This is a genomic window from Bacillus sp. 1A (assembly GCF_052682215.1).
In genome coordinates this window covers 1,813,774-1,836,490 of sequence record NZ_JBQYLZ010000001.1, presented here as the reverse complement: position 1 = coordinate 1,836,490, position 22,717 = coordinate 1,813,774, and the positions used below count along the sequence as shown (strand labels likewise).

Sequence of the window (22,717 nt, the reverse complement as noted above, 5' to 3'; positions counted from 1 at the left end):
TTTTCCTCCTAGTAGAATTCTTTATTGTTATATGTATGATAAAATCCTACTAGTAATATACATAAAGCACCTAAACAATAAATTGATTGGTTGATTAAAATATTTAATGTAATATTGTTTAGTTCTTGTATAATCATACCGTGATAAAGAACAATAGATATTCCTAATTTTGAATTTAAAAATTGATCTATTAGAATTAACAATATCATGCATATAAAACTTATTAATCTATTTTGAAATATGGTGTTAAAGATTGTTTGTAAAAGTAATAGATTAAATGTAGTTACTAATAGAATACTTGTATAGTAAAAAATAAATATAAATGATGAGTAAGTATCAATATTGTAAGAATTGTTGGCATATATTTTTAAAATACTACTATTTGCAAAGAAAATAATTATTTCTATCAAAGTGCACAGAATAGATAAGATAAATAATTGAATGACTTTAAATTTTGAATAATAATAAATATCTTTAAATCTAATTAATAAAAAAGGATCATCATGTTCATGTAATAATATTGCTGTTGCTATAAAACAAAATGGAAGGTATGCAAATGAAACAAATCCTTCACTTTTAAAACTTAAAAACATATTTAACATTTCAAAAGATTTATTCTGCCCTTGAATAAATGATATTGTATTAAATATACTTATTCCCCAAAATAAAAGAATTGATGTAACAAGGAAAAATTTATTTCTTTTAATATTGTTATACAGATAAATTAAAGGTTTAAGAAATAACACGTTTTTTAACTCCTTGATAAAATAAAATAAACGATATACTTAAAAGTGAAATAGCTAAAACAATAATATATAGTGAAGAACCACCCTGAATCGTTTGTATTTCAGGTAAGAAAAACATTGGAGAAATTGGTATAGAAACAAATAAATTAAGTATTGTTAATACAACCTGGATGATAAATCCAATTATTAGTACAACAAATTGATTGTTATAGTAAAATGAACAACTAACAGATAACAATGAAAAAATACCGCCAAATAATCCAGATAAAAAAATATAAAATAACACGTGAATAACAGGATGATTAAAATATAAATCTGGGAAAAAAGTTGAAGTTACTGTTAAACCAATATTTGAATTAACAATCGGATCGACAGGGAGATTAGGTAAAAATAAAAAAGCGGTTAAAAAATTAAATAATAAAGGTAAAATAATAACAATGAATCCTACTAAAAATGCTGTAATGAAAAAGGAAGTGAAATATTTTTTAATAGTTGTTTTAGATAAGGACATGTATAGAAAGCCATTATTTTTATCTTCTTGTATTACATTTCCAATACCGATAGTCGCAATTAATGGTAATAAAAAATAAAACATAGTTTTAAAACTTGATACTAAATCTATACCTATCCATTTTGTATATGGGGAAAAAAAAGAATCTGCAACTTGTAAATAGGTCGAAGCATCAAATACAGAAAATACTGTTTGTAATAAACAAATCCCAAAACCAACAAGGAATGAAATATATAAATTTCTATTATTTATACGATTAAACCAATATGTAAACAAATTATGTAGACCTCCAAAAATAAACTATTTAACGATAATAAAGAGGTAGTAATATAGTATTCACTACCTCTTTATTATATTTAATTTTATCTCTTATCTATCAGGTTGCCAAGAACCATAAGCAGATCCATTCGCATATTTTTGAGCATTAATCCAAGCTGAAACACCTTTTCCATAGTTTTCAACAGCCTTATTCCATAATGCAATATCTGATCCGTTTTTAACTGTATAATAATGTCCTCCAGAAACATCCGTTCCTTTTGACATTGCATAAGCTGTAAATTCACTAATACCACTCATGCTTGTACAATCCATTAAATAAGCGGATGTAGTCCATTTTTGGGCAGAATATGTACGATCATTAGGACTATAGAAACGATATTCATTATGATAATCAATACTATATTGACCGTCCGCACTAGCATAGTTATTACTGATAGCACTCATTCCTACTAAAGCAAGACCAGCTACTAAAAATAAACGAAGCCCTCTTTTTTTCATAGGTTTTCCTCCTCTATTATTTATTTTTTCTCTCACAAATCGTAATGTTACACCTTAATATATTGATTGTAAATACTTCCCTTACCAAAAAAAGGTATGTAATATTACATACCCTTTTTTTGGTAATATCGACTTGTAGGGGTTGCATCAGATTGCCTGAGAGACTTTTTTTACGTTTTCTTATTCTCTTTTTTGTATGGATAGAAAAAGAAAGCGTATAAATAATTAGTGGGGCATCTGACAGCAAACATTGCGTATTATATATCTCGCCGATAAAATCACCCTAAAAACTTTTAACATTTTTCACAATTCTTTCAAAGTATCCACACTTAATCTCGCTATATTAAATACGTAGTTATTCATATAGGGAAGGTTAGGGGAACTGAAAGTATGAAAGTAAATCGTTCGCTTCATTACATTTTTTGGCGTTGGCATTTTTATGCTGGGCTTTTTATTACGCCGCTTCTTATTACATTGTCACTGAGCGGGATTGGGTATTTATTTCGTGAAGAGGTTGAAGATTTCATCTATAAAGATTTATATTTTGGGAAGAGCGCCCAAACAGAATCTATTTCGATGTCTGATTCTATTTCCTTAACAGAGAAAAAATATCCGCATTATAGTGTGGCAAAAATTAGTGAGTTTCATGGGGATTATAATACGAGACTTACTATTGCAAATGAATATACTGGGCAACAAAAATATGTGTATTTAGATAGTAATAATCAAATTGTTGGAGATCAAAATGCAAGTGAAACGTTTGCCAATATAATGAGGGAATTACATAGTTCTCTTTTAGTTGGTGGTACTGTCGTTAACTACATTGTAGAGCTTGCGGCATGCTGGACAATCTTTTTAATTTTTACTGGGTTGTATATGAGTATACGCCAGTTCAAAAGCACAACGGCCTCCAGTAAACGAGAAAAAGCAAAACGACGTCATTCTATTATCGGTATTATATTTACAATTCCACTCGTTCTGCTAGTCGCATCTGGATTACCTTGGTCAGGATTTATGGGTAACCAAATTTATAAAATCGCATCGTCGAATGAATCGATTGGATATCCAAAGTTGTATATGGCACCTCCTGAATCAAAGGTAAAAGAATTGCCGTGGGCAACAAGAAAAGAAGCTCCTCCTGAATCGAATTCAAATGAGCCAAAAACAATTTCTGTCGATGAATTACAAAAAGGAATTGAAATAAAGAAGCCCTACGTTATCTCACTACCAACTGATCCGAAAGGCGTATTCACTGTTTCGAAATCAAGTGGTTCTGGTATTACGGGTATGCATGTCGCACCAAATGAAGAAATAACAGCTTATTTTGATCAATATAGCGGAGAGCTTATTTCCAAAACAGACTATCGTGATTATGGCTTATTTGCACAATGGTTCACTTACGGTATCCCGCTTCACGAAGGACATTTATTCGGGTGGCCAAATAAAATATTATGCCTACTAACGACATTATCTTTATTACTTCTCATTTATTACGGAATAAAAATGTGGTTAGCAAGAAAGCCGAAAGGAAAATTAGCAGCACCGCCAAAACAAAGAGATAAAAAAAGCATAATCGTTTTCTTTATCATGATGGTTATACTAGGCGCTGTCATGCCTTTATTCGGACTATCTGTTTTAGTTATTTTCGCGGTTGAACTTCTTATATATGCATTTACAAAAATACGATCATAATGAAAAAGCATTTGTACTACCGTGTACAAATGCTTTTTTATTTACTATTTTCTTTTTTTCTACCACTTATTAAAAAGACAATATCTACTATAATAATTGCGCCAATTATTACTTGTGGCACATAATCCATCATAGTAGGACCACTTGGCCTATTCATCATCATATACATTCCAGTTACAAATGAAATTGATAATAAGACTAAGAGTGTTACTTCAATGTGATTATATAGCTTTTGAAAGACATACTTCATTTCCGCCACCACCTTTACCATATTATAACAAAAAACCACTCTACAAGAGTGGTTTTCTTCATCACTGTGCCATTTTCTTTCGGTACATCTTCCCGTTCCAATAGAAGAATCGTGAAGTAAGCCCTCCGTATTTTACAATGCGCCGTGCCATTTTGTGCATATTCTTTTGTGCTGATACTTTTTGATCTGATAAATAAATACCAAGTAACCCTCGGCTTATGAGACGATGAAACTTCGCATGAGGTAAATCACCAATACTCTTCTCTGCTTCTTCTACAAAATGTTTCATACGATCTAATATCGCTTGCTCGTTTTCATAATAACTACAGAAATTCAAATCCCCGCCTATACGGTCTTCTTCTTGATCGATGAAATAATCAAGTAAAATGTGAAGTCCTTGTACGTAAGGGAAGTATCCTTGTCTAATTTTCGCAATATCTTCATCATGTAATTCATCATGAAATGCATATGCTACAAGACAGAAGATTCCAAGTGTAGAACCGGCACATGCTGAAAATTCAAACCAACTCATCTCTGGTAAGTTTTCTTTATGTGCTTCAAACCATGTTTTTAAGCGTGGTTCTCTTTCTTCTAACTTCACGTGTTTATGAATTTGCAAATCACAATAATAACAAGCAAGTTCATGAAGAACAGGAGCAATTTTGTCATAGTGCTTCGTTTTCTTTAAAACATCTTGGCATGTTTCAACAAGTTCATCTAAATAACCACCATCGTCTTGATCATCACGATAGCGATAATAATTACCGCCACCTTCTACTTCAGGTGATAATGCCATTAACATAGATTCATGCAGTGCGGCAAAATCATTCGGATCAAGTGATGTACTGCGGTCACATAAATTATCTAAATAATCGCTGATTGTTTGATACGCTACGATAAAACGAATGCATTCCTCTCGGTGCTCATTTGCTAGCAGTGCTAAAATACCACCGCCTTCGCAATGAAACGTTTTATTCTCAATACTTGCGATTGCCTGACTATGAAGCTCATCATTCGGAATATGGTAGGCACGCTCTTTCCACACCGCTAGCTCATGGTGTACTACCGGAAACACATCACGGTATACTTTCGCCATGAGCGTTATGGGATTACTCGGTACGTTCACTTCTTCCTTCATCTCCTCTATTCAATGTACAAATAATTTACTTATTTGTTTCTATTATGTTATTGATGCGTATTTCAGTAAATGACTGAATATAATTCAAAATTTCATCACGCTCATACTCATTTAATAACTCGTGATAACAATTCGGCCATTCTTTAAAAGCCTTATCACTCATTTTAACATTATCAAACCACATGCGGACACGTGTTTTATCTACAAGTTTATCCTCACACGCCTGCATTAGCAATAGCGGAACATCTGGAAAATCATCTATTTTTTTATGAGCAATTTCGATAGACTTAATTAATTCACTATACCAACGTACTGATACTTTGCGCAAGAACAATGAATCATTCTCCATCGCGTCCCGAACTTCATGATTACGAGTGGACATTTCCACTGTAAGATTCGTTGCAAATTGCAATTTTGGTGCAACAACATTTAATATTTTTGAGGCAACTTGAAGCGGTGCTGAAGGTCCAGCTACTACGCCTAAACATGGCGAACTTAAAATAATGCCGTCTACATCTTCTCTCTTCGTTTCTTGCATCATACGAATGACAATAAGACCACCCATACTATGACCAAATATAAAAATAGGTAACCTATACTTTCTTGCCTCTTTCACCCACAATTTAACTTCCTCTATGTATTCATCAAATGAATCAATATGTCCTCTATTTCTTGAAGTCGTTCCATGTGACGGAAGGTCCCCCATTACGACGTGGTAGCCGATATGATTCCACATTTCCGCAACGGCTTCATAACGTCCGTGATATTCCATTGCGCCGTGCACGATAACAACGACAGCTTTCGCTTCCTCTGCTTCATAATTCCACATACGGACCTCCTCCATTTCACTCTTTCTCATAATTTGATACACTGAAACTAGTCTCTAGGAAAGGAAGACTTTACATGATACATCCTTACAAAGAAAAAAATCCGAAAATTGCGAGTAGTGCTTTTGTCGCTGATTATGTTACGATTACAGGCGACGTTTCCATTGGTGAAGAATCAAGTATTTGGTTTAATACAGTCATACGCGGTGATGTTTCACCAACAATCATTGGAAACCGGGTAAATGTACAAGACCAATGTACACTTCACCAAAGCCCACAGTATCCTCTTATTTTAGAAGACGACGTGACCATTGGGCATCAAGTTATTTTACATAGCTGTCATATTAAAAAAGATGCTTTAATTGGAATGGGATCTATTATATTAGATGGTGCTGAAATTGGTGAAGGAGCCTTTATCGGTGCTGGAAGCCTCGTTTCACAAGGAAAGAAAATCCCGCCAAACACATTAGCATTCGGTCGACCAGCTAAAGTCGTTCGTGAATTAACAGAAGAAGACCGTAAAGACATGGAGCGAATTCGCACACAATATGTTGAAAAAGGTCAGTATTATAAATCATTACAGAAGTAACTTTTCCAGCTGCCATTAAAGTGGCAGCTTTTTATATAAAGTGAAACTTTAATCAGTGGGGGTTTTCTTCCTCCCCCACTGATTATCAGCCCTCACCAATCGGACTTTTATGGGCAGTTGATCCCCCACCTAACTTCTTTGCTTTCGCTGAATTTTGAGGTGGGGGTCTTACTGCCCATTAAAGCGGGATAAAAACTAACTTTTTCTTTACAAAACATTATTACTCCCTCAATAAAATCTTATTAAAATAAAAGCTAATATCTCCATATATATGTAAACGAGGGAGGAGAATTTTCATGAAGGTCAGTGGACTGTATAAAATAGAATGTTACATTTTCAAAGGAATTAACCGATACTTTGATCAAAAAACATTAAATATCTTTTTCAGCAATATTACTCATATCGGTGGTGCTACTTTCTCAATCGCACTCACACTTTTCTTTTTAATTTTTGCAAAAGGGACTTTGCATCAAGCTGCAATCGCAACTGCTATTTCTTTAGCAATTAGCCATATTCCTGTGCAAATATTAAAAAGATGGTATCCGCGAAAACGCCCTTATTTAACAATTCAGGATGCCAAATATCCAGTCCATCCATTAAAAGACCACTCTTTCCCGTCTGGTCATACAACAGCCGTTTTCTCTGTCCTTATTCCATTTATTTGCTATAATCCAAGCATATTTGCTTTTCTATTACCGTTAGCATTATGCGTTGGTATTTCTCGCATTTATTTAGGGCTTCACTATCCGTCTGATGTATTCGTCGGTATGTGCCTCGGCACTTGCTCTGGCATCATCTCTTTTTATCAATTCATCCCACTTTTCACATAAAGGAGTGATATGATGAGAGTCGCCATTTTTACCGATACTTTTACGCCACAAGTGAACGGGGTTGCGAAAACACTAGAACGATTAACACGTTACTTTCAGAAAGAAAAGATCGCCTATTCTGTTTTCGCTCCTCAGCATACAGCTGAAGATAATTTCGTAGCTAATGTGAACAAGATGAGAAGTATCCCGTTAACAATATTATATCCAGAATGCCGCTTTTCTTTTCCTACTCCGCGCATTAAACGAAAACTTCTTTCCTTTAAACCTGACATTATTCACATTGCCACACCTTTCAACATGGGACTTTGTGGATTGTATTATGCAAAAAAGTTAAACATCCCAGTTGTCGGTTCTTATCATACTGATTTCGCTGCTTATTTACGCTATTACAAAATTGAATTTCTCTCTAATATGCTTTGGAACTATTTAAAATGGTTTCATAGTCACATGCAAAAAAATTTCGTTCCTTCTTTTGAAACGTTACACCAACTAAAAAATAAAGGCTTTCAGGCCCTCTCCATATGGGGACGGGGTGTAGATTGCACACTCTTTCATCCATCTTACAATACAGACCTATTCCGAAAAAAATATAATATTACAGCAAAGTATGTCCTTTCCTATGTTGGACGGATTGCCCCTGAAAAAGATATTGATACGTTGCAAAATATTATCGCTAAAACAGCGCATACTCGAAACGACATTCATTGGCTCATTGCAGGAGACGGTCCTCTAGCAACAAATTTGCGTGAAGCTGTCCCAAAAACAAATGTAACCTTTACTGGATATTTACAAGGTGAAGATTTAGCTGAAGCCTATGCTTCTTCCGATCTAATGGTATTTCCATCTGCTACTGAAACATTTGGGAACGTTGTACTTGAATCGCTTGCATGCGGTACACCTGTCATTGGTGCAAATAGTGGCGGGGTTAAAAATATTATTACAGATGGAAAAACAGGAGTTCTTTGTCCACCCAAAAATGAGAACGCATTTCTATCATCCATTTATCTTTTATTGCAAAATGAAGAAAAACTTGAGCAGATGGGAATAGCAGCTTCATCTTATGCGAAATCAAAAAGCTGGGATGAGATCTTTCGTGGCTTACTTAACCAATATGAAGAAATCCTTCAGCATAACGCATCAGAGTTGCTTGCTTAAATAGAAAAACTCCCTTCAAAACGAAGGGAGTTTATTACACAGTTGTAAAATTTACTTAAATGAATGATACACAAGGTGAAATATCATATTATTTCTATATTCATTTTAACAAAAACAAACATAAACAAACAGACTTATAATAAAAACCCATAAAAATTAATATATGGTTATACACTATTTTAACTGTATAGTGATTTTAAGAATTACTCTTAAAATCAACTTACCCACATACCTTTATACAGTAATTGTTCCCCAATTTCTGTATATCAAAAAAACCTTTCATTCATTTGAAAGGTCTTTTTGAGCCTGCACATATTCTTCTTTCGTATTCACATTCATAAACCAATCCGCATTCGCTTGTACATCTTCTCCAGCAACATATTTCACATTACATTGTGATAAAAGTTGGCCCATACTTCTTTTTTCATCCTGTAGCAAAGCATAAATCTTTTCTTTCACACGGTTATGATATGCTGCAAGTAATGGTTGTTTTCTTCCATTAATAATAGGTACGACTGCATCATATTCATCACTCGTTTGTTCTAATAAAATGGTAAACCATTCATACGAAACATTTGGCGCATCACATGGCATAATAGCGTACCAATCTGCTTCTATATATTCCATTCCTGCTACAATCCCAGCAAGTGGTCCGTTTCCTTTATAGTGCGGAATATCTTCTATAACAGGAACTTGTACGAGTTGCTCTACTCGCTCTTTTATATCAGAATGACTAATGACTACAACCTCTTGGAGCGTCCTCCTTGTCATCACTTTCAAAATATGCTCAATAAACGTACTCCCTTGCCAGCTCGCTAACGCTTTCGGCTCACCGAATCTACTCGACATACCGCCCGCTAATACAATTCCAGCCCATTTACTCATTGGCGATGCAGCTCAAATGTAATATGACCTAATTCTGGTAAAATTAGCTTATTCATCGCAAGGCGAACTGCTCCACTAGATCCTGGCATTGAAAAGACAACTTTGCGCCCAATTGTACCACCGATCGCTCTACTTAACATTGCGCTGCTTCCGATATCTTCTAAATAACTAATCATGCGGAACAACTCACCAAACCCGACAATTTCTTTATCTAATAACGCTGATACTGCTTCAATCGTCACATCACGCTTCGTAATACCAGTTCCGCCATTTGTTAACACAACATCAACATCTTCTCTATGATAACCAGCTAACACTGCTTGCTGAATACTTTCTTTATCGTCTTTTACAATTTCATAAGAGGTCACTGTATGCCCTGCCTCTTTTAACAATTCATGTAATAGTTGTCCACTCTTATCTGTCTCTTCCGTACGTGTATCGGAAATCGTCACGATTTTGCAGCGCACTTCTTTTGGCGCTTGTTTTTTATGTTCAGTTACGCTCATTTTTTATCTGTCCTTTCATTTTCTTGTAAAATTATGTATGAAGCAAAGAATTCAACATGATACAATATAAGTATATTTATCCATATAAAGGAGCTTTACATGATTCAAAATATAAAACGATCCGTACCCATTATACCATTCCTAATTATATTATCCCTTTTTCAATGTATCGCTTACGAATTCGATATTAACTTTTTAAAATTGCATGTACTTTTGCCTGATGGTGGTATTCGTTACTATTTGACTAGCACATTAATTCCTCTCACACTTGCCTATATAATAGATTTTATTTTTAAACGTTCTATCTCTAAATAAGGAGGTCTACATATTATGGAACTTTATAAAAAATTAACAACAACATTTATCCTCTTATTTGTCGCTTCAATCACTGTCGGCTTTTCCTTAAAAAGCGCAATCCCATACGCTACATTAGTAAGTATTATATTCGCAACACTATTTTTACTCAGCAGTGCCTTTTGCGCGGGTAAAGCACGTCAAATGAAAGGTTGATTACATATGTTCCAGAAGAAACCAATCCTTTGTAAATCATGTGAAAAGGAAATACAAACGTATGAAAAAGCATGGATTCATATGCCCTTTCCAGCAAGTGGTATGACTAATATGAAAAAGTATATTGAGCTAGACGGCGAAGTGTATTGTAGCTCATGCATTCAAATTAGAAGTAAAACAAAATAAAAAAAGCTTTGCGCTCACCGCGCAAAGCTTTTTTTCATATATTATAGACCAGCTTGCTCTTTTAAAGCTGCAGCCTTGTCTGTACGTTCCCATGTTAGGTCTACATCAGTACGTCCGAAGTGGCCGTAAGCTGCTGTTTGTTTATAAATTGGGCGACGTAAGTCTAGCATTTTAATAATACCAGCTGGGCGAAGATCGAAGTTGTTACGAACTAGTTCTACTAGTACGTCTTCAGATACTTTACCAGTCCCGAATGTATCAACTGAAATTGATACTGGTTGTGCTACACCAATTGCGTATGCAAGTTGTACTTCTGCTTTGTCAGCAAGACCAGCTGCTACGATGTTTTTCGCAACATAACGAGCTGCATATGCTGCAGAACGGTCAACTTTCGTTGCATCTTTACCAGAGAATGCACCGCCACCGTGGCGAGCGTATCCACCGTAAGTATCAACGATGATTTTACGTCCTGTTAAACCAGCATCACCTTGTGGTCCACCAATTACGAAGCGGCCAGTTGGGTTAATGAAGAATTTCGTTTCTCCATCCATTAATTCTGCTGGAACTACAGCTTTAATTACATGCTCTTTTAAATCGCGATCGATTTCTTCCCATGTAACATCTGGATGATGCTGTGTAGAAATTACGATTGTATCTACACGTACAGGTTTACCATTTTCATCATACTCAACTGTAACTTGCGTTTTTCCATCCGGACGTAAGTATGATAATGTGTCATCTTTACGTACTTCAGTTAAACGGCGAGCTAATTTGTGAGCAAGCGAGATTGGAAGTGGCATTAATTCTTGTGTTTCATTACATGCGAAGCCAAACATTAAACCTTGGTCTCCCGCACCAATTGCCTCAATCTCAGCGTCAGTCATTAGACCTTCGCGTGCTTCTAGCGCTTGGTCAACACCCATAGCGATGTCAGCAGATTGCTCATCGATAGATGTTAAAACTGCACAAGTTTCTGCATCGAATCCGTATTTTGCGCGTGTGTAACCAATGCCTTGAATTGTTTCACGAACGATTTTTGGAATATCTACGTAAGTAGAAGTCGTAATTTCCCCCGCTACCAATACTAAACCAGTTGTTACAGTTGTTTCACAAGCTACACGTGCATTTGCGTCCTTTGATAAGATCGCATCTAAAATTGAATCAGAAATTTGGTCACAAATTTTATCTGGATGTCCTTCAGTTACAGACTCAGATGTGAACAGATGACGTTTTTTTGTCATGTGGTAAACCTCCCTACAGTAATTGTATATATTGTACGGAACTCATCCTTAATTTGCCACAAACTGCGACATACATTTATTCTCCCACACAAGCATACAGAAAAACCTTTCCTACTTTACATAGAGGAAAGGTTTAATTTGCTACTTGCATACTGCTTTTTGCCCTTTGCTCTTATCGTTCGAGACCGTTAGCCTCGCACAGGTTTTAGCACCTATTCACCTGTATTTACCACTACAAATGAGGTTGCTGGGCTTCATCGGGCCTGTCCCTCCGCCAGCTCGGGATAAGAGAGTATCCGTCCCAACCTATACTAAAGAAATGATATTCATTTGTCAATTAATATTCACATTTTCCTGAAAGTTTTTCTCAATACGCCTGGAATGAAATATTAATAAGGAAATAATACATTCACACAAACAAAAAGAAATAAATAGTATACATTATTTATATAATTGTGTTATACTCTTGTTGGGGATTACGAGAAATATTTCATTAAATGAAAAGGATGGTATATAAATATGAGTACTGTGAATGTCCAAATTGGTTTACACGAATTATTGAACGGAAGCAATGCACAGATTCAACTAAGTGTTCCGCAATTAGTGGAAAAAGTATTAATGCGAAATGAAGGGAAATTAACTTCTACTGGTGCCGTTTCTGCTTCAACAGGAAAATATACAGGACGTTCTCCTAAAGATAAATTTATTGTGAAAGAAGCATCGGTTGCTGACAAAATTGCTTGGGGAGCAGTGAATCAGCCGATCTCTGAAGAACATTTTAATAAATTATATACTAAAGTTTTAGAATACTTAAAAGAAAAAGAAGAGTTATTCGTCTTCAATGGATTTGCAGGTGCTGACCGCAATTACCGCCTACCAATTCAAGTTATTAACGAATATGCATGGCACAATTTATTTGTACATCAATTATTCATTCGTCCAACTGAAGAAGAATTAACAACTCATGAATCAGAGTTCACAATTGTTTCTGCACCGAATTTCAAAGCTGATCCAGCTGTTGACGGTACAAACTCTGAAGCATTCATTATGGTTTCATTCGAAAAACGTATCGTACTAATTGGTGGTACAGAATACGCTGGAGAAATGAAAAAATCAATCTTCTCTATTATGAACTTCTTACTACCTGAACAAGATATTCTTTCTATGCATTGCTCTGCAAACGTAGGTGAAGAAGGCGACGTAGCACTATTCTTCGGTTTATCTGGAACAGGTAAAACAACATTATCTGCTGATCCACACCGTAAATTAATCGGTGATGATGAGCATGGTTGGTCTGATAACGGTGTATTCAATATTGAAGGCGGTTGCTACGCAAAATGTGTAAACCTTTCTCACGAGAAAGAACCACAAATTTTCGATGCAATCAAATTTGGATCTGTTTTAGAAAACGTTATCATTAATAACCAAACGCGTATCGCAGACTATAACGATACTACTTTAACAGAAAATACTCGTGCTGCATACCCTATGCATGCGATCGACAATATCGTACTGCCAAGTGTTGCTGGACACCCAAATACAATCATTTTCTTAACTGCTGATGCATCTGGCGTATTGCCTCCAATCAGTAAGTTATCAAAAGAACAAGCTATGTATCATTTCTTAAGTGGTTACACTAGTAAACTAGCAGGAACAGAGCGCGGTGTTACATCTCCGCAAGCAACATTCTCAACTTGCTTCGGTTCACCATTCTTACCACTTGATGCATCTCGCTATGCTGAAATGCTTGGTGAAAAAATCGAGAAACACGATGCGAAAGTATTCTTAGTAAACACTGGCTGGACTGGTGGCGAATACGGCGTTGGTAAACGTATGAACTTAGGTTACACTCGTGCAATGATTCAAGCAGCATTAAGCGGTGAACTTGCGAAAACTGAAACAGCTAAACATGACATCTTCGGTCTTGAAGTTCCACTTCACGTACCAGGTGTACCTGACGAAGTATTAATGCCTGAACAAACTTGGGCTGATAAAGCTGCTTACAATGCGAAAGCAATCGAGCTTGCAAGCAAATTCAAAGAGAACTTCAAAAAGTTCGACAGCGTTTCTGAAGATATTATTAACTTAGGCGGTCCAATCGCTTAAGTACAAACTTTCTGTTGGAATAACCCTTTTACTCATATGAATAAGTGTCGTGTAACCGTAAAGTTTCGCGTACTCACCGACAAAACCCAATGCGGCTTAACGCTTATACACACTTACATAAAAAAGAAGCTTACGTTTTTAACGTAAGCTTCTTTCTATATCTTCTCTCTTCATCTGTGACTTAGTTCGTAAAATTACAGAAAATTCACTTTATAATCATTCATTATTATTTTTTCATGGTACAATTTACATATTCAGGAAAGGATGAGGCCTATGAAAAATTTTTCTCGTACAGGAAAAATTTTATTCAGTTACGGAGCGATCCAAATGTTTTGGGGACTTGTGATGCTTAACGTTAATTTATTTGAGCATACAAGTGAAACGATAAAATATATTATTCTAATTACCGGAATAATTTGTTGTATTATATCCACCTTTTTTAAAAAACATAAGAGTCATACTAATACGTGATTTCATGTTAGCTTATAGGAAGCAGAAACCTGTATTTTATGCAAATTTATGCTTCCTATTGTAACTACCCCTCGCCGGACCCTCTATTCCATCTAAAAAGAGGCTTTTTATCTTTTTAGCTCTTTGTTAATTCTTCCTCATCTTTCATACTATAGTAGCCTAAATTCACAACGATTAAGAAATAACCACCCAGAATCCCTACTGCAAATGCCCACATAACCATGTGGTGCTCAATTTCGTACATAATAACAGCACCCAAAATGGCAGCTGCAAAACGATTAAACATACCGAGCGTCGGTGCTTTCGTTTTCTTTACGATACTATCTCCAAGCTTCTCAATTCGTCTCCCTAAAAGCCAAACACAATACATACTTACGATAAGTCCAATTCCAGCACCTAGAAAATGGGCTGAAAACGGCGTTAACATCCACCCTAGCAAAAGAAAACCTAGTAAATAATACGATTGAATTTTAAATGATCTTAATGACATACTAATCATGCTGTTCTCCTCTTCAGTAATTTTTATCTATCCAACAAAAGCTGTATAACTCATTTCTTTCGAGTTCATACTACTTAAAATTCATTTCACTCAAATTAAAAACAACATAAACAGTATGTTCATGTTGTTTGAATGTTTTCAGGAAATAATATTATACAAGATTTCAAACATCATATTCTCATAATTTGTGACGTTTTTCCAAACATTTTTCGTCCATTTATGAAAAAAGTGATATCAATTTCTGAACATACGGATATGATGTAATAAGTACACAAATAAAGGGGGCGTCTAATGATTTATTTTTTAATGGCTCTCATTCACCTCATTATCCCTGCACTTATTGGACTTTCATTGTATTGGTACACGAAAAATCATAGTATTTTCTACGCTGTCCTCGGTGTTCTTCTTCCAGGTATTATTCTTATCACACTCTTCCGTATTCCATTTTTAAACTTAATTCCACTTATTACTGCTATCTTATTTCTCGTCTTCTTACCAAAAATAAAAAAATAGGAAAGCAGATCATAGATGATCTGTTTTCCTATTTTGATATAGGTTCCCCCGCAGTAGAATGAATGTTTACTTTCTCTGATTTCACAAACCATAGACCGAAGAAAATAATAATTCCACCGATTATTTGTTGAAATGATACATATTCATTTGCCCATACAGCTGCAAATAAAACAGCTACAAGTGGCGTTATATACATATATACCATCGTATGTGATGCGCCAATTTTTTGAATACCAACATACCACATCACTAAACCAAATACTGTTACAAAGAAAATGGAATATAGTAAAGCGAATAGTGTCATTCCATGTGTAATGTGAAATGGCATTATAAATACATGTGGTCCACTTAACAATAAAAGCGGAATCGCGCCAACTAATGCTGACCATGCGGTAACACGTAGTGCTGAATATTTTTTAATTAATGGACCTGCTAAAACTGGATAAAGCCCCCAGCATATTGATGTAATAAGTCCAATTCCGTTACCATAAAAAGAACTAGCAAGCGAATGCCCTGCTACTAAAACTAATGCAGCACCACCAAAGGCAATTATAGAACCGATGAACTTTCGAGAAGAAAACTTTTCTTGTTTCAAAAAAATAGCAAATACAGTTGTAAAAATAGGTGAAATAGAAATGAGTAAAGAGGCATTTGTAGCGGACGTATATTGGACAGTTTCCATAAATAACGTTTGATACAGTACAATACCTACAACGCTAACGATGATTAATCTAGGTATATCCTTTCGTTCCATATAAACCGAATTTTCAATAAAAAATGTAAGGAGTAACATAAGCGGTGCCGCTGATATCATCCGAAGTGCAGTAAACTCAATTGCTGTAAATTCTAAAAGTCCATATTTCGCAATCGTATAGTTAATCCCCCAAATAATAACGACTGCTAAAATTAATAACTCAATCCCCCATCTTCTCATGCGTATCCCCTCCGCAAATAAAATTATACAGAAAATTCAATCACATGTACATTTCATTATGTGAAAAAAATCTTTGTATTGTATGAACGTTTTGATACATGAAATTATATCAGCGATTTTCTGAATATATCGGCGATTTTTTAAATATATCGACTTACCAACAAAAAACGACAATAATAGCGACTTATACAATAAAAAAGGTGGTTCCAAAATACGTTTTGGAACCACCTTTTCTTTACTACACTCGAACGTGTAACTTCATATTTGGATTATAAAATTGGCTCGGGCTCTTCAGCTGAAAAGTCCCTCCACCTTCATGCCAATCAACTGTTAATTTATCATCCATAAATACAAGCTTTGTGCGATCTGCGATAAAGCTAAACCGGTTTGATTCGATATCCACATCGCGCTCATCTTTTTCTGCTACAGCTACTAAATCGATAATTCCGCTCATTACACAACCGCAACCTTCATTATCGTAAAATAACTTTATATATTTCGCCTCATTTGGAATCGTATCCATAATTTTTTTATATGCTGCTTCTGTTACAGTAACGTACATATTCTAAACTTCATCCTCTCTTCTCGTATCCTTCATATATTGTACCACCATTTTTCTTTAAAAATATATACAGAAAATTACGACTAATATACAATATATGTAATAAAGGAGGTTGTATCACTCATGTTCAAATTACTGCGATACCCCATCTTCTTAGGCCTACTCGGTAGCTTTTTTATTTCTAGCGGAATGGTATTACAACATATACTTCCTTATTCTCCTTCTATTGGTTGGATTGTAGGATTTATTTGTTTCCTATCTGCTTCCTATCTTGCTATGAAAGAATAAGAATCACTTTAAGATTTATTTGCAGCTTAATTTTGACTTAGGTGTTACTTTCGGCCCACAAGAGAAACGTTGGCTCTATAACGATTCAACTCTCCTCTCTATTTTAAAATCTATACACAATACGATTGAACACACAAAAATATAAAATTCATAATATGTATATAGTGGTTCTATTTTTAAAACTAGTTTTTCAAAATATAGAAAGGAGAACATACATGTACCCACGTAATTGTTTTAGTTGCGACGGCAGACGCAATAGTAGTTCTAACGGAAACACCGGGCCCACTGGTAGCACCGGACCTACTGGAAACACTGGCTCTGCCGGCATCACTGGACCTTCCGGGAACGCTGGACCCACTGGTAGTACTGGACCTACTGGCTCTGTCGGGCCTTCCGGAGCTGGTTTCCAAAGTACTACCGCCTTTAGTCTAGCAGCCGCTCCCACCTATAAAAAAGGACAAGTTGTCACTTATACGAGCAGCGGCTATGTTGTAAAAAAAGATGCACCTCAAGGATTTCCGAATGTATCTCCAGATTATATCGTATTAGTAGAAAGTGGACCTACTGGTAGTACCGGACCTACTGGCATTACCGGGCCTACTGGCATTACCGGGTCTACTGGCATTACCGGGCCTACTGGTAGTACCGGGTCTACTGGCATTACCGGGCCTACTGGTAGTACCGGACCTACTGGTAGTACCGGACCTACTGGCATTACCGGACCTACTGGCATTACCGGGTCTACTGGCATTACAGGGCCTACTGGTAGTACCGGACCTACTGGTAGTACCGGACCTACTGGCATTACCGGACCTACTGGCATTACCGGGTCTACTGGCATTACAGGGCCTACTGGTAGTACCGGACCTACTGGTAGTACCGGACCTACTGGCATTACCGGGCCTACTGGCATTACCGGGCCTACTGGTAGTACCGGACCTACTGGTAGTACCGGACCTACTGGTAGTACCGGACCTACTGGCATTACCGGACCTACTGGCACTGCAGGTAGTGCATCCGCAAAAAGTATTGTTTTTCAAGGAACAAATGCTGGTTTTCAACGTATAGCGGGTTCTCCTGGAATTGACTCCAATGTTATTCCATATGTCACTGCTGGAGCCGGCAGTATAGTTGGCTTCGCTGCATCTATAAATATAAATAACTTACCTGCTGCTGTTTATACGATTAATATTTGCAGGAATGTTCCAACAAACCTCACTGCCCCTACCTCTAGTTACATCCTATCTACTCTTACTTTAACTACCACTGACAAAATTACAGGAACTATGGTATTTTCAATTAAACCAACGGATACTGGATCAGGACAAATTCAAGTGTTTAATCCTAATCCAGCAGTAGGTCCCGCTACTGTAACTTGGACTAGCATTACAATTGGAAACTCAGTTTCGAGAGGAGATGCTATATCCCTTTATATTACCCCTGGAATTACTGCAAGTGCTGTATATTCTATTTTTTTAATCACTGATATATAGCCCTTACTAAAAAATAATTTATTTAACAAAAAAAGACCCGAGATTCGGGTCAGCAAATAGAAATACAAATGAATTAAAACAAATAACAGACAAGTTTAGTATATACTATCATTGTAAATTTATCCATATATTGGATTTTTAATTATATACACTATGTTAATATAATTAACTTGCCTACCTTTATCAACATGTCTTACTCTCATCCACAATAAAAAAGGGAGATCACTCTCAAATAAGTAATCTCCCTTTTAAAAATTTTTTCATTACATTGGCAATACAATCTTCACAGTCGTTCCAACCCCAACTTCACTTTCAAAACTCATTTTACCGTTGTGGTCTTTAATAATTTTTTCTGTAACTACTAAACCTAAACCTGTTCCCGTTTCTTTTGTTGTGTAAAAAGCTTCATTTAGCTTCGGAATTTTGTCTTTTGGAATACCGCAACCTTCATCCTTAACTTGAACAATGATTGCATCTTCTACAGTCACTTTAATCGTAATCGTTCCGCCAACTGACATTGCTTCAATCGCATTTTTAATTAAATTAAAAAATACTTGCTTTAATCGTTTTTCATCGCATGTAATCGATGGTATGTCTTTACTATAAATACCTTGTATGTGCACTCCTTGCTTTAAAGCAGGCTTTCCCATAACTCGAATAACATAAGCGATAATTTCTTCTATATTATGAACTTCTGATTCTAGTGATTTAGATTTCTCAAATCCACTAAGTTCTGTAGCGATTGTATGAATTCGTTCTACTTCTTGTTTCATAATATCACTATATATTTTATCCTCAGGATATTTATCCGCTTGCTTATTAACAAATTTATCCAAATTAGCTAGAGGTCTTCTAATTTTGTAACCAATAACTGTAGCCATTTTCCCAACAGTTGCTAGCTTTTCTGTTTGTTGTATTTCTTTATCCATCATCTCAAGCGTACGAACGTAAGATTGAAACCTTAAAAACATAATCCAACATATGATAGTAAATACGCTATATAATGCCATCGGGATTAAAACGAGTGACGAGTGAATAAAGATTCCTATAAGAGCATATTTTCCAACAAGTATGCTCGGAACTAACCAAAAATATCTTTTGTTTACAAAGAGTGGGGCAAATAAAATAAAAAATCCTTCTACTATATTCCCACCATCAAACTCAGCATCACTACCATAGTAAATCATAAAATTATGGATAAAATCTAATAGGTTATATCCAATTAGAATAATATATTTCACTGCAAATAGATTCTTCCATTTCATGAAGTATACTCCAATACAAAACAAAATCACCATGAGAAAATACAGCCATAAACCTAAACCATCTTCAAATTTTCCTACTCCTTCTTGCCCGCCTCCTATTAAAGGTACAATAAATTCGTAGGCAAGATCGTATACAAAAAATATAATAAAAAATAAACTTAAAAATATTTTCAATGCCTTCATTTCTTCATGTTTAAATATATCGTCTTTATTCATATCGTAACTCCTAGCTTTTCTCCCTCTTGGATTTCACTATTTCCACGCTTTTTTGGGAGAATGATGTCTATTCTAGTTCCAATATCTCTTTCACTTGAAATATGTAATTCACCAAGATGCTGCTCGGTAACAAGCCGATTCGCTACCGTAAGTCCCAGGCCAATTTTATCTTGTTTCGTTGTATAAAAGGCTTCTGTAACACGAGCTAAATTTTCTTTCTTAATACCGTAACCATTATCAATTACACTTAGCATTACATAATCTTGTCCTTTGTTTTCTAACCGTAACTCTAATGTGCCACCTTGCTCCATTGCCTCCAGAGCATTTTTTATGACATATAGAAAGACTCCTCTTATTTTCCGCTCATCACATTCAACTTCTATCGTCTTTTCTTCCACATTAGAAATAAACTGGACGCTAGATTCATTCATTTTTTCGCGAACAATTGTTACTGCTTGTAATGCAATTTCACCTATATTATGTTTCTTATAAACAGAAGGTTTACATGTAGCAACTTCCATTAACTCACTTATCATATTATTCATATTTTCTATTTCAAAAATCATCTGTTCGTAAATAGGGTCCTCCCCATGCTTCTCTCGTTGTAATTGCGTAAACCCTTTTAATGAAGCAAGTGGATTTTTAATTTCATGTCCCACTGTCGCTGCCATTTTTCCGATTACTGCTAATTTTTGTGATTCACTAGCAATCTTAATACTTTCCTTTACCGCTGAAAGGTATTGTATAAATCGATTTAAAATGATGTATGCCGCTATTAATACGAGTGTATACATAATAAGGAACATAAATCCTTTTACTTCCTTTAATACAAATAAATAAATAACATATTTCCCTACAATTGTCGAAAGTACAAACACAAAATATTTTTTATTTAAAAATATAGGTACAAAGAAGATGAAAATAATTTCTATTATATTTACTCCATCAAATGCCGCCTCATTATAAAGCATATACGAAAGTATATTAACGATTTCTATTCCTATGTATGCAAATACACATGCATATTTAACAAGGTTCGCTTTCTCTTTTTTTATTAAATATACATTCACACCGAGTATTGCAGTTCCGCAAATAACTTGCCATAGTATGCTATGTCCCTTATCCGTTAATGATTTATTTTCTAATATGATTGCATAGAAAATTTGGTATGAAACAACAATGACATATAGCACCCACAAAAAGATTTTGGCATTCCTTTCTTCTTCTTTATATGATAGAAAACTTTTTTTCACTTCAACACCCCTTCAAAATAATATCTCTAAGAATACCATTTATTATAATAAATGATTTTCTTAGACAAACAAAGAGAAATCGAACATTTGAGGAAAATCATCCCAATAAAGCAAAGTATCTTCAGGCTATATATAAGCATAAAAGCTATAAACAATAATACGTATATTATGTGGGAGAGATTTTATATAAGCGGCAAAAAATGAAGAAAATTCTGTTGTCTGAATAGAACAAAATCCAACGCTTTTGGGATAGAGCATATGAATAGGTTAGGGGGATAATTTATGTTTGTTACCGTCGAGAAAGATGTGCATATTTTTGTGCAAGACGTTAATCCTGGACCCGGTAGTAAAACCGTGTTTTTCGTTCATGGCTGGCCTTTAAATCATCAAATGTACCAATATCAACTCAATGTGTTACCACAGCATGGTTTCCGCTGCATCGCTATGGATATACGCGGAAACGGGCAATCTGATAAACCGTGGACTGGTTACACATACGATCGTTTAGCAGACGATATCGCCATTGTTCTAGAAGCACTTCAAGTAGAAAGTGCTACATTAGTCGGTTTCTCAGTAGGTGGCGCTCTTTCTATTCGGTACATGTCTCGCTACAATGGCCATCGTATTTCTAAACTTGTATTAGTCGATGCTGTTTCCCCCTCTTTCGTTAAAAATCAAGAATCGCCCTATGGTGTCCCAAAAGAACAAGCAGATACCCTCATTAATCAAATGTATGCCAATATGCCAAAATTTTTAAATGATGTATCTTTATCATTTTTTAATAGAAACTTAGGATCTGCTACGTTAGAATGGTTTTCTTATCTCGGTATGCAGTCTGCTTCCTACGCTCTCATCAAAATATTGCAAGCAGCCGCAAATGAAGATGTAACGAAAGATTTAATTAAAATTAACGTCCCAACAAAAATATTCCATGGTGTTCACGATCAACTTATCCCTTACAAAAGCGCTGAAATCACGCAAAAGCGGATTAAAAATTCTCAGTTACATCCTCTTACAAATAGCGGTCACGGCTCTCCAATCGATCAAGCGGATGAATTAAATGCAGAACTTATAAAGTTTTTGCATTCATAAAAATCTATACCAAATCGTTTCGATAGGAACGCAGTTTTTCAAAAGATTAAAATTCACATATTTCTCACAAATCAATCAATAAAACGATTACATTTTCATTTATACTAAATATACAGGTAATACTCCCTAAACCCAGCTTGTCTGGTTACCCCGTTAAATACTATAAAAAAGAACTTGTATCG

The 22,717-nt window shown here is 35.3% G+C and carries 26 protein-coding genes and 1 riboswitch; of the genes, 12 read left to right on the top strand and 14 right to left on the bottom strand.

The window, feature by feature from the left end; all coding sequences use genetic code 11:
• Positions 1-8: 8 nt before the first annotated feature.
• From ACUN0F_RS09185 to ACUN0F_RS09175, 3 genes are all read right to left on the bottom strand, one after another.
• Complete coding sequence (locus tag ACUN0F_RS09185; RefSeq protein ID WP_445539402.1) at positions 9-746, bottom strand: hypothetical protein; 738 nt, start codon at positions 744-746, stop codon at positions 9-11.
• The gene (locus tag ACUN0F_RS09180) at positions 733-1,533 is read right to left on the bottom strand and encodes a hypothetical protein (RefSeq protein ID WP_445539401.1); all 801 of its coding nucleotides are present in this window, start codon (positions 1,531-1,533) and stop codon (positions 733-735) included. Before ACUN0F_RS09180 ends, ACUN0F_RS09185 begins: the two co-directional genes overlap by 14 nt.
• Before the next feature lie 93 nt (positions 1,534-1,626).
• Complete coding sequence (locus ACUN0F_RS09175) at positions 1,627-2,034, bottom strand: hypothetical protein (RefSeq protein WP_000745697.1); 408 nt, start codon at positions 2,032-2,034, stop codon at positions 1,627-1,629.
• A gap of 390 nt (positions 2,035-2,424) precedes the next feature.
• Here ACUN0F_RS09175 and ACUN0F_RS09170 point away from each other — a divergent pair, with 390 nt between their 5' ends.
• A complete protein-coding gene (locus ACUN0F_RS09170; RefSeq protein WP_445539400.1) occupies positions 2,425-3,726 on the top strand; it encodes a PepSY-associated TM helix domain-containing protein in 1,302 nt (433 codons plus the stop codon).
• Positions 3,727-3,763: 37 nt separating this feature from the next.
• Here ACUN0F_RS09170 and ACUN0F_RS09165 read toward each other — a convergent pair whose 3' ends face one another.
• The 3 genes from ACUN0F_RS09165 to ACUN0F_RS09155 form a co-directional block, all read right to left on the bottom strand.
• The gene (locus ACUN0F_RS09165; protein WP_264462753.1) at positions 3,764-3,976 is read right to left on the bottom strand and encodes a hypothetical protein; all 213 of its coding nucleotides are present in this window, start codon (positions 3,974-3,976) and stop codon (positions 3,764-3,766) included.
• A 61-nt stretch (positions 3,977-4,037) separates the two neighbouring features.
• A complete protein-coding gene (locus ACUN0F_RS09160) occupies positions 4,038-5,102 on the bottom strand; it encodes a tetraprenyl-beta-curcumene synthase family protein (RefSeq protein WP_001102481.1) in 1,065 nt (354 codons plus the stop codon).
• A 37-nt stretch (positions 5,103-5,139) separates the two neighbouring features.
• Entirely contained in the window at positions 5,140-5,943 is an 804-nt protein-coding gene (locus ACUN0F_RS09155) for an alpha/beta hydrolase (protein WP_000267433.1), read from the bottom strand.
• 74 nt (positions 5,944-6,017) lie between these two features.
• On the opposite strand from ACUN0F_RS09155, the gene ACUN0F_RS09150 reads away from it, so the two are divergent.
• The 3 genes from ACUN0F_RS09150 (at position 6,018) to ACUN0F_RS09140 (ending at position 8,515) form a co-directional block, all read left to right on the top strand.
• Positions 6,018-6,530: a gamma carbonic anhydrase gene (locus tag ACUN0F_RS09150; RefSeq protein ID WP_445539399.1), complete on the top strand. Its 513-nt coding sequence runs from the start codon at positions 6,018-6,020 to the stop codon at positions 6,528-6,530.
• 296 nt (positions 6,531-6,826) lie between these two features.
• The gene (locus ACUN0F_RS09145; protein ID WP_000868583.1) at positions 6,827-7,360 is read left to right on the top strand and encodes a phosphatase PAP2 family protein; all 534 of its coding nucleotides are present in this window, start codon (positions 6,827-6,829) and stop codon (positions 7,358-7,360) included.
• A gap of 12 nt (positions 7,361-7,372) precedes the next feature.
• On the top strand, positions 7,373-8,515 hold the full coding sequence (locus ACUN0F_RS09140; RefSeq protein ID WP_445539398.1) for a glycosyltransferase family 4 protein: 1,143 nt from the start codon (positions 7,373-7,375) through the stop codon (positions 8,513-8,515).
• A gap of 279 nt (positions 8,516-8,794) precedes the next feature.
• Here ACUN0F_RS09140 and ACUN0F_RS09135 read toward each other — a convergent pair whose 3' ends face one another.
• Positions 8,795-9,400 (bottom strand): molybdenum cofactor guanylyltransferase, encoded by a 606-nt coding sequence (locus tag ACUN0F_RS09135; protein WP_264462750.1) that lies wholly within the window; start codon positions 9,398-9,400, stop codon positions 8,795-8,797.
• A complete protein-coding gene (locus ACUN0F_RS09130) occupies positions 9,397-9,906 on the bottom strand; it encodes a MogA/MoaB family molybdenum cofactor biosynthesis protein (RefSeq protein WP_000117133.1) in 510 nt (169 codons plus the stop codon). Before ACUN0F_RS09130 ends, ACUN0F_RS09135 begins: the two co-directional genes overlap by 4 nt.
• 330 nt (positions 9,907-10,236) lie before the next feature.
• On the opposite strand from ACUN0F_RS09130, the gene ACUN0F_RS09125 reads away from it, so the two are divergent.
• Both ACUN0F_RS09125 and ACUN0F_RS09120 read left to right on the top strand, forming a co-directional pair.
• A complete protein-coding gene (locus ACUN0F_RS09125; protein ID WP_000424811.1) occupies positions 10,237-10,416 on the top strand; it encodes a hypothetical protein in 180 nt (59 codons plus the stop codon).
• A gap of 6 nt (positions 10,417-10,422) precedes the next feature.
• Complete coding sequence (locus tag ACUN0F_RS09120) at positions 10,423-10,602, top strand: hypothetical protein (RefSeq protein ID WP_000486782.1); 180 nt, start codon at positions 10,423-10,425, stop codon at positions 10,600-10,602.
• A 41-nt stretch (positions 10,603-10,643) separates the two neighbouring features.
• Here the strand turns inward: ACUN0F_RS09120 and metK are convergent, their stop codons facing one another.
• Positions 10,644-11,843: a methionine adenosyltransferase gene (metK, locus tag ACUN0F_RS09115; RefSeq protein ID WP_000163113.1), complete on the bottom strand. Its 1,200-nt coding sequence runs from the start codon at positions 11,841-11,843 to the stop codon at positions 10,644-10,646.
• A gap of 169 nt (positions 11,844-12,012) precedes the next feature.
• A riboswitch (SAM riboswitch) is annotated at positions 12,013-12,134 on the bottom strand.
• A 228-nt stretch (positions 12,135-12,362) separates the two neighbouring features.
• Between metK and pckA the strand changes: the two genes are divergently transcribed.
• Both pckA and ACUN0F_RS09105 read left to right on the top strand, forming a co-directional pair.
• On the top strand, positions 12,363-13,949 hold the full coding sequence (gene pckA / locus ACUN0F_RS09110; protein ID WP_264462748.1) for a phosphoenolpyruvate carboxykinase (ATP): 1,587 nt from the start codon (positions 12,363-12,365) through the stop codon (positions 13,947-13,949).
• 273 nt (positions 13,950-14,222) lie between these two features.
• Positions 14,223-14,420, top strand: a complete 198-nt coding sequence (locus ACUN0F_RS09105; protein WP_000788114.1) for a hypothetical protein — start codon at positions 14,223-14,225, stop codon at positions 14,418-14,420.
• Positions 14,421-14,535: 115 nt separating this feature from the next.
• On the opposite strand, the gene ACUN0F_RS09100 is transcribed toward ACUN0F_RS09105, so the two are convergent.
• A complete protein-coding gene (locus tag ACUN0F_RS09100) occupies positions 14,536-14,919 on the bottom strand; it encodes an ATP synthase subunit I (protein WP_000624934.1) in 384 nt (127 codons plus the stop codon).
• 291 nt (positions 14,920-15,210) lie between these two features.
• On the opposite strand from ACUN0F_RS09100, the gene ACUN0F_RS09095 reads away from it, so the two are divergent.
• Positions 15,211-15,432, top strand: a complete 222-nt coding sequence (locus ACUN0F_RS09095; RefSeq protein ID WP_000639043.1) for a hypothetical protein — start codon at positions 15,211-15,213, stop codon at positions 15,430-15,432.
• Positions 15,433-15,460: 28 nt separating this feature from the next.
• Here ACUN0F_RS09095 and ACUN0F_RS09090 read toward each other — a convergent pair whose 3' ends face one another.
• Both ACUN0F_RS09090 and ACUN0F_RS09085 read right to left on the bottom strand, forming a co-directional pair.
• Positions 15,461-16,366, bottom strand: coding sequence for a DMT family transporter (locus ACUN0F_RS09090; protein ID WP_264462747.1), 906 nt, complete (start codon positions 16,364-16,366; stop codon positions 15,461-15,463).
• A 238-nt stretch (positions 16,367-16,604) separates the two neighbouring features.
• Positions 16,605-16,928 (bottom strand): iron-sulfur cluster biosynthesis family protein, encoded by a 324-nt coding sequence (locus ACUN0F_RS09085; RefSeq protein WP_427231630.1) that lies wholly within the window; start codon positions 16,926-16,928, stop codon positions 16,605-16,607.
• Between the two features lie 123 nt (positions 16,929-17,051).
• On the opposite strand from ACUN0F_RS09085, the gene ACUN0F_RS09080 reads away from it, so the two are divergent.
• Complete coding sequence (locus ACUN0F_RS09080) at positions 17,052-17,216, top strand: hypothetical protein (protein ID WP_046958665.1); 165 nt, start codon at positions 17,052-17,054, stop codon at positions 17,214-17,216.
• A gap of 215 nt (positions 17,217-17,431) precedes the next feature.
• Positions 17,432-18,709 carry a collagen-like protein gene (locus ACUN0F_RS09075; protein ID WP_445539397.1) on the top strand — a complete coding sequence of 426 codons (1,278 nt, stop codon included), beginning with the start codon at positions 17,432-17,434 and terminating at the stop codon, positions 18,707-18,709.
• A 263-nt stretch (positions 18,710-18,972) separates the two neighbouring features.
• Here ACUN0F_RS09075 and ACUN0F_RS09070 read toward each other — a convergent pair whose 3' ends face one another.
• Positions 18,973-20,190, bottom strand: coding sequence for an ATP-binding protein (locus ACUN0F_RS09070; RefSeq protein WP_264462743.1), 1,218 nt, complete (start codon positions 20,188-20,190; stop codon positions 18,973-18,975).
• Positions 20,187-21,443, bottom strand: a complete 1,257-nt coding sequence (locus ACUN0F_RS09065; protein ID WP_445539396.1) for an ATP-binding protein — start codon at positions 21,441-21,443, stop codon at positions 20,187-20,189. Before ACUN0F_RS09065 ends, ACUN0F_RS09070 begins: the two co-directional genes overlap by 4 nt.
• Before the next feature lie 282 nt (positions 21,444-21,725).
• On the opposite strand from ACUN0F_RS09065, the gene ACUN0F_RS09060 reads away from it, so the two are divergent.
• Positions 21,726-22,535 carry an alpha/beta fold hydrolase gene (locus ACUN0F_RS09060; protein ID WP_445539395.1) on the top strand — a complete coding sequence of 270 codons (810 nt, stop codon included), beginning with the start codon at positions 21,726-21,728 and terminating at the stop codon, positions 22,533-22,535.
• Positions 22,536-22,717: the final 182 nt, after the last annotated feature.